We start from the raw sequence: 6697 nt of genomic DNA, 5'->3' as shown, positions 1-6697 counted from the left end.
GGACCGGACCGCATGGGCGCAGGCCGGCCTGTTCGCCGTCGAGGTCGCCGCGTTCCGGCTGCTGGAGTCCTGGGGCGGGGCCCCGGGCCGGCGGGGTGGTGGGCGCGGGGTCGGAGCAGTCCGGCGACGTGGAAGGTGTCCCGGTCCTTCTTCTCGTCGGCGAGGAGTGCGAGGAGTTCGGGGAGCCGGCGTTCGCGGATGAGCTGCCACTTGACCCGCAGGTGCAGGGGCAGTGAGGCGAGGACGTCGGGTTCGACGGTGGCGGCGAACGCGCCCGCGTGCTCCAGGAAGGCTTCGTGGAACTCGGCGTCGCCGTCCGGCAGGGCCTCGATGAACAGCCACAGGTCGCCGGAGAGCGCGTGGGCGTCGTAGCGGCGCTTGGCCTCGGCGGCCCCTCCCCCTTCGGTCGTCCCTTCTTCGGATGCCCGCTCGGCGAGGAAGGTGCTGACGGTGGTCACGGCGGTGACCCGGTCGCGGATGCCCCGGGGCACGGCCCGCCGGGTGGTGATCGAGCCGTCGCGGTCCCGCCAGTGGTAGACGGCCTCCTCGACGACGTCGACCGAGCGGGCCAGGAAGTGGGCGGGGAGGGCGACGGCGATGTCCTCGTACAGGACGCCGGCCGGGAAGGCGAAGGCGTGCTCGTCCCAGAAGGTGCGCCGGAAGACCTTGTTGCAGGCGATGCGGTCGCCGAGCAGGATCCAGTCGCGGGTGACGTGGGTGGCCCGGCGGGCCTTCTCCATGGGTTTGCGGAACATCGGGGACTGTTCGAGATCCCCGTTCGCCCGCAGCCGGAGCACGTTCCCGGTGGCGAAGTCGGAGCCGGAGGCGTCGAGTTCGGCCAGCATCCGGGCGTACGCCCCGGGGGGGACGACGTCGTCGCTGTCGACGAACGTCAGGAATTCCGCGTCTGGACGGGCCGCGCGGACCCCGGCGTTGCGGGCCGCGCCGAGCCCGGCGTTCTCCTGCCGGAGCAGCCGGAAGCGCGGGTCTCGGTCCGCGAACTCCTGTGCAAGCGCCGGTCCGTCGTCCGTGGAGCCGTCGTCGACGAGGACGACCTCCAGGTCCGGCATGGTCTGCTCGGCGAGCGAGGACAGGCAGGCACCGAGGTACTCCTCGACGTTGTAGAGGGGGACGACGACGGTGAGACGGGGTGCCATCGCTGCGCACGATCCTTTCGGGGACTGGGGCTTCGGGGCCGTGGAGGGCCCGCCGGGGGCCATGGGGTACAACACGCGCCGTGGTCACCGGTCACCCGAGGGGGTCCGTTCGGGTGACCGGAGGGGCGGAGTCACGCGCGCGGGGGCGTGCCGGGAGCGCGTTCGAGCCCCGTACCGGAAGGGCACGGGGCTCGGTGCTCGGCGTTGCCGTGAAGGACGCGGATCAGGGCTTGACGGCGATCCGGCCCTCGTCCATGCGGAGCAGGAGCAGCCGCTCACCGGTCTTCTCCAGGAACTCGTCGACCGCCTGCCGCGAACCCTGCCAGTACCCGTAGTCGTCGATGAGGAGAACCCCGCCCGGGACCAACCGGTCGTACAGGTGCTCCAGTTCGTGCTTCGTGGAGGCGTACCAGTCGGTGTCGAGGCGGAGGATCGAGATCTGCTCGGGGGCCTTCCCGGGAACGGTGTCCTCGACCCGGCCCTGCACGTAGTGCACGCGCTCCTTCGGGTAGGGCACGTTCTCGAAGCCGGCCTTGACGTCCTCCAGGGACGCGACCGCCCAGATCGGCCGGTCCTTGCCCTGGGCGTCCAGCAGTTCCTGGGCCGGCCGGCCGTCGCGCCGCAGGTCCTCGGCGGTGGGCGGGGTCATGCCCTCGTACGTGTCGAAGAGGTACAGGTCGCGCTCGGTCTCCCCGGCGGACAGCAGGGTCCGGGCGCAGGCCTGCATGGAACCGCCGCGCCAGACACCGCACTCGACGATGTCCCCGGGGATGTCGTGCCGGGCGATGTACCGGGTGGCGAGGATGAAGGCGTTGAGCCGCTCCGGCGAGGTCATCGAGTACGGCTTGACCGCGCGGATGATGTCCTTCGCCTCGTCGTCGTAGTCCGCCGGGAACGCGGGGGCGGGCTCGGAGGACTGCTCCGGTACGGCTGCGGGCTCGGGCCTGCCGCACCGGTCGCGGCCGTCCACCGGCCGGGGCAGCGGGACGCCGTCCACCCCGCCGACCCGGTTCGCCCACCACACCGCCAACTCCCTTACGGCGAACATGGTCAGCCGGGGGTAGCGCTGCGGCTTGCGGAAGACGCCGACGGAGTCACCCCAGTAGGCGGCCTTCCTGTCGATGGCCCGGTAGTCGTGCCAGATGCCCTTGTGCGGCGGGAAGTCGGTGTAGGCCTCGACCAGTTCGAGCCGGGAGTGGGCCGCGAGCGCGCGAAACCCGTCGGGGTAGTAGCGCCAGCAGTCCTGCGCGTCGTGGACATGGCCGCGCGAGGGGGCGGTGATGAACGCGTGCCCGCCCGGCTTCAGGATCCGGGCGATCTCCAGCATCGAGGCCCAGAAGAACGGGATGTGCTCGAACGCCTGCCCGGACAGCACGACATCGGCGCTGTTGGAGCGGGCGGGGATGCGGTACGGCTTCGTCATCACCGCGTCGACGTTGGGACCGTCCTGCACATCGACCCCGAAGTAGTCGATGGGGTGCCCGGCGAGCAGCGCCCGGTGGGTACGGGTCTGCTTGCCGGAGATCCGCGACCCCAGGTCGACGACGCGGTAGGCGCCGTTGCCGGACGCGGGCCCCTGGACGGGCAGGTACTCCTGGATGCAGAGTTCCATCTGCTCGTAGGCGGACCGGTGCATGGACGTCTCCCAACATGGCGGGGTGAGCGAGCTGTCGGGCACAACGACCGTGCGGGGCTGAGGAGTCGGCGCGGCGCGGCCGATGTGACCCATTCGGGTGGCGCACCGCGGTTCATTCCGCGCCGTCGAAGAACCGCCGTACGACGCGTTCAGCCGCGTGCCCGTCGTCGTACGGGCAGAACCGTTCCCGGAACGCGGTGCGCAGGGCGGCCGCCTCCGGGGAGCGCCACCGCCCCGTCCGGAACACGTCCGCCAGCTCGTCCGGGGTGGTGGTGACGGGTCCGGGGGTGTCGCCGGGCCGCCCGGAGAGCAGGTCGAAGTAGGTGCCGCGCGCGGCCCGGTAGGCGTCCCAGTCGGGGGCGTGGACGACGATCGGGCGGTCCAGGCAGGCGTAGTCGAAGAGCAGGGAGGAGTAGTCGGCGATCAACGCGTCGGCGGCCAGGCACAGTTCCTCGACCCGGGGGTGCCCGGTGACGTCGATGACCCGCCCGGCACCCGTCGCACGGCCACCGGCGGACCGCCCGTAGAAATAGTGGGCGCGCACCAACAGCACGTAATCGGAACCCAGTTGACGCGCCAGCCGCTCCGCGTCGAGATCGGGGACGAAGCCGTCGCGGTAGTCGCGGTGGGTCGGGGCGTGGAGCAGGGCGATCTGCCCCTCGGCGATGCCCAGTTCGGCACGGATCTTCGCGATGTCCTCGGCAGTGGCGGTGAAGTACACGTCGTTACGCGGATACCCGAGGTCGAGCCGTTCGTAGGACGCACCCTCCGGGGCCGGGTAGACGCGGTCCCAGACCTCCGTGCTGTGCGGGTTGGCGGAGAGACTGAAGTCCCACTGGCCGACGTGGGCGAGGATCTTGCCGAAGTCGGTCTTCCGGGCGAGGGCGGGGTACGCGCGCTGGTCGAGCCCCATGGTCTTGAGAGGCGTTCCGTGGTGGGTCTGGAGATAGCGCTGACCGGGCCGTTTGGTGAAACCGCCGGGAAAGCTGGAGTTGTTGACCAGGTAGCCGGCGGTGGCCATGGCCCGCCAGTAGGGGCGCGAGCCCTCGATGACGTACGGCACACCGGCCGGCATCCGGTCGCGGTGCCGGGACGAGACGACCCACACGCCCCGGATGTGCGGGGCCAGTTCGCGGGCCTTGGCGTGGATCGCGGCGGGATTGCAGGCGACACCCCGGTTCCAGTACGCCCCGTAGACGGCGAGGTTCGGGTCGAGCGGGCGGCGCAGGTCGGCGCGGTAGACGGCCCGCATGGCCTGGCGGCGGACGAACCGCTTCACGGAAGCTGCGGAAGCTCGGGGGGACCTGAGGGTGGGCCTGGTGGGCATGGCAGCCGAGCGTAGTGGCGGGTCCGGGAGGCCGGCGGCCCGCGTTCACCCGTTCGGGTCAGCGCCGGTGACCCCCGGACCCGCCCTCTGTTGACCAGGACATGAAGCCACCACTGCCGCCCCTCCTCAGCGTCGTCGTCCCCGTCCACAACGTCGAGGCCTACCTGGAGGACTGTCTGCGGTCGGTGGCGGAGCAGACCCTCGAAGCCATCGAGGTGGTCATGGTCGACGACGGCTCGACGGACGGCAGCGCCAAGATCGCGGCGGAGTTCGCCGCCCGGGACGAGCGTTTCCGGCTGGTGCGGCAGCCGAACGCGGGCCTGAGCGCCGCCCGCAACACCGGCGTCCGGCACACCACCCCCACCGTCCCGTACCTGGCGTTCGCCGACAGCGACGACGTCGTCGTGCACGACGCGTACGAGCGGATGACGGCCTCGCTGGAGTCGACCGGTTCCGATCTGGTGACCGGCAACGTGTGGCGGCTGACCGGTCGGGGGCGGCAGCAGGCCTGGCAGTACCGCTGGCTGACCGCCGCCCGCCCCCGTACCCACATCACCCGGGATCCGCGCCTGCTGGCCGACCGGGTGGCGTGGAACAAGGTGTTCCGCCGCTCCTTCTGGGACGCGCACCGCTTCGCGTTCCCCGAGGGCAGGCTGTACGAGGACACCCCGGTGATGATCCCCGCGCACTACCTCGCGGGCTCGGTCGACGTCCTCGCCGAGCACGTCTACCACTGGCGGGTGCGGGAGGGCTCGATCACCCGGCGCCGCACGGACGTCACGGGCGTACGGGACCGGATCGCCGCATGCGAGCAGGTCAGCGCGTTCCTGGCCGGCCGGGACGCGGCGCAGCGGCGGGCGTACGACGCGTCCTGCCTCCGCGACGACTTCGGGTACTTCCTGGACGGCCTGCCGATGGGCGGTGAGGCGTACCGGGCGGCGTTCCTGGAAGGCGCGGGGGCCTTCGTCGACCGGGCGGGGGCAGAAGTGCTGGAGGGACTGCCGGTGGAGCTGCGCATCAAGTGGCAGCTGGTACGGGAGCGACGCCTGGCGGACCTGCTGGAGGTCCTCGCCTTCGAACGGGCCAACGGGACGGGCACGTTCGCCGTCGAGGGTCTTCCGGGGCGACGGCGGGCGGTGTACCCCGGCGTGCGCGGCGCGAGCGCCCGGCTCGCGCGCACGGACATCCCGGCGGTCGCGCGGCTCCTGGAGGCGCGCTGGGGCGCGGACGGGAAGCTGCGGCTACGCGGGTACGCGTATCTGCGCAACCTCCCGGCCGGGTCGGCGCGTCAGCGGCTGACGCTGGGCATGGTCCGGGCGGAGCGCGGGCGAGCGGTGCGGCCGGTGCCGGTGCGTTCGGTGGTCGCCCCCGAGGCGACGGTGAACTCCGGCCAGGAGCTGCACGATTACGACCACGCGGGGTTCGAGATGGTCCTCGACCCGGACGGTCTGCCCACGACGGCGGAAGGCGGCGGCTGGCTGGTCGGCCTGGTGGTCGCCGCGCGCGGGACGGTCCGGCGGGTCGCGGTGCGCGCGCCGGACGCGGGCGCGGACCAGCCTCTGGTGCACGACCTGGGCGACGGGCGGCGGGCGGTGCTCGACTACCGGAGCGGCCGACTCCGGCTGACGGTGTCACGACTGCGGGCCCGGGCGGACTCCCACCGGACCGCCGGGACGGAGGGGGCCCCGCTGGAGATCAGCGGCCGAGTGTTGGACGGGCCGAGGCCCACGGCACTGCTGCTGACCCGCGAGGGCGACGAGGCGGGCGCGGAGCGTTCCTGCCGGGTGGAGTACGAGGCGGGATCCGGTGGCGGTCGCACGACCGGGCCGGACGGGGCCGCGTTCACCGTACGGGTGCCGCTCGCCGAACTCGCCGCCGTACCGCCGCCCCCGCTCCGGACCCCCCGCGAGGTCGAGGCCCCGGGCGGGACGCGGTGGCGGGCCCGCCTGCTGCTGGCCGACGGCACCCGGGCCCCGCTGCCCGCCGCCCCGAACCTGCCGCCGCCCGCATGCGCGGACCCGGCGGGCGACCTGATGCTGGACCTGGCGGGGCCGCCGTACGCGGACCGGGTGGAGCACACCCCGGAGGGCGGCCTGCGCATCTCGGGGACGTACACCCCGCCGGCTCCGGGGACGACGAACGCGCCCGGCGGCCGCCTCGTCCTGCGCCACGAGACGCTGCACGAGGTGGTACCGGTCGCGGAGGCCGAGGTGGCCCCGGTCGAGGCGATCGACGCGGGGGAGGCGGACAGCGTTCCGGGCACAACGGGTACTGCGGGCACTCCGGATACTGCGGGTGGCGCCCCCACCCTCCGCTTCTCCGCGCTGATCTCCCCGCCGCTCCCGGAAGGCCGCTGGGAGGTCCGCCTGGACGACCGCCCCGTGCACGTCCTCGGCTCCGCCGCCGCGCGGCTGCCCTGCGATGGCGTCGGCGAGAACGCGGTGCGCCTGGAGCGGCGGCACGGCGACCGGCTGTCCGTGGTCGCGGGGCCCGACCTCCCTGCCGCCGAGCGGAGCGCGTACGGCAGGCGGCTTCTGCGCGCCGCGCACCACCCCGACCGGCACACGCCCCCCGCCC

The 6697-nt window shown here is 73.1% G+C and carries 4 protein-coding genes and 1 pseudogene; 1 reads left to right on the top strand and 4 read right to left on the bottom strand.

Annotated elements, in window-relative coordinates; genetic code table 11:
• The 4 genes and pseudogenes from JS521_RS32430 to JS521_RS32420 form a co-directional block, all read right to left on the bottom strand.
• Positions 1-1157: glycosyltransferase family 2 protein (locus JS521_RS32430; RefSeq protein ID WP_239488147.1), on the bottom strand; the 1157-nt coding region annotated here is incomplete at its 3' end.
• Positions 1158-1380: 223 nt separating this feature from the next.
• Positions 1381-2181 carry a TylF/MycF/NovP-related O-methyltransferase gene (locus tag JS521_RS37055; protein ID WP_372448637.1) on the bottom strand — a complete coding sequence of 267 codons (801 nt, stop codon included), beginning with the start codon at positions 2179-2181 and terminating at the stop codon, positions 1381-1383.
• Positions 2182-2496: 315 nt separating this feature from the next.
• Positions 2497-2580 (bottom strand): annotated as a pseudogene (locus JS521_RS37600) (methyltransferase domain-containing protein); the annotation flags it as partial.
• A 325-nt stretch (positions 2581-2905) separates the two neighbouring features.
• A complete protein-coding gene (locus JS521_RS32420; RefSeq protein WP_205086476.1) occupies positions 2906-4045 on the bottom strand; it encodes a CDP-glycerol glycerophosphotransferase family protein in 1140 nt (379 codons plus the stop codon).
• A 176-nt stretch (positions 4046-4221) separates the two neighbouring features.
• On the opposite strand from JS521_RS32420, the gene JS521_RS32415 reads away from it, so the two are divergent.
• The coding region (locus tag JS521_RS32415; RefSeq protein ID WP_205086474.1) for a glycosyltransferase family 2 protein at positions 4222-6697 on the top strand (2476 nt) is incomplete at its 3' end.

Origin of the sequence: Streptomyces durocortorensis (assembly GCF_016901035.1) — a bacterium.
GTDB lineage: Bacteria > Actinomycetota > Actinomycetes > Streptomycetales > Streptomycetaceae > Streptomyces > Streptomyces durocortorensis.
The sequence above is the reverse complement of the archived record's forward strand: the minus strand, read 5'-3'. Positions and strand labels throughout refer to the sequence as shown.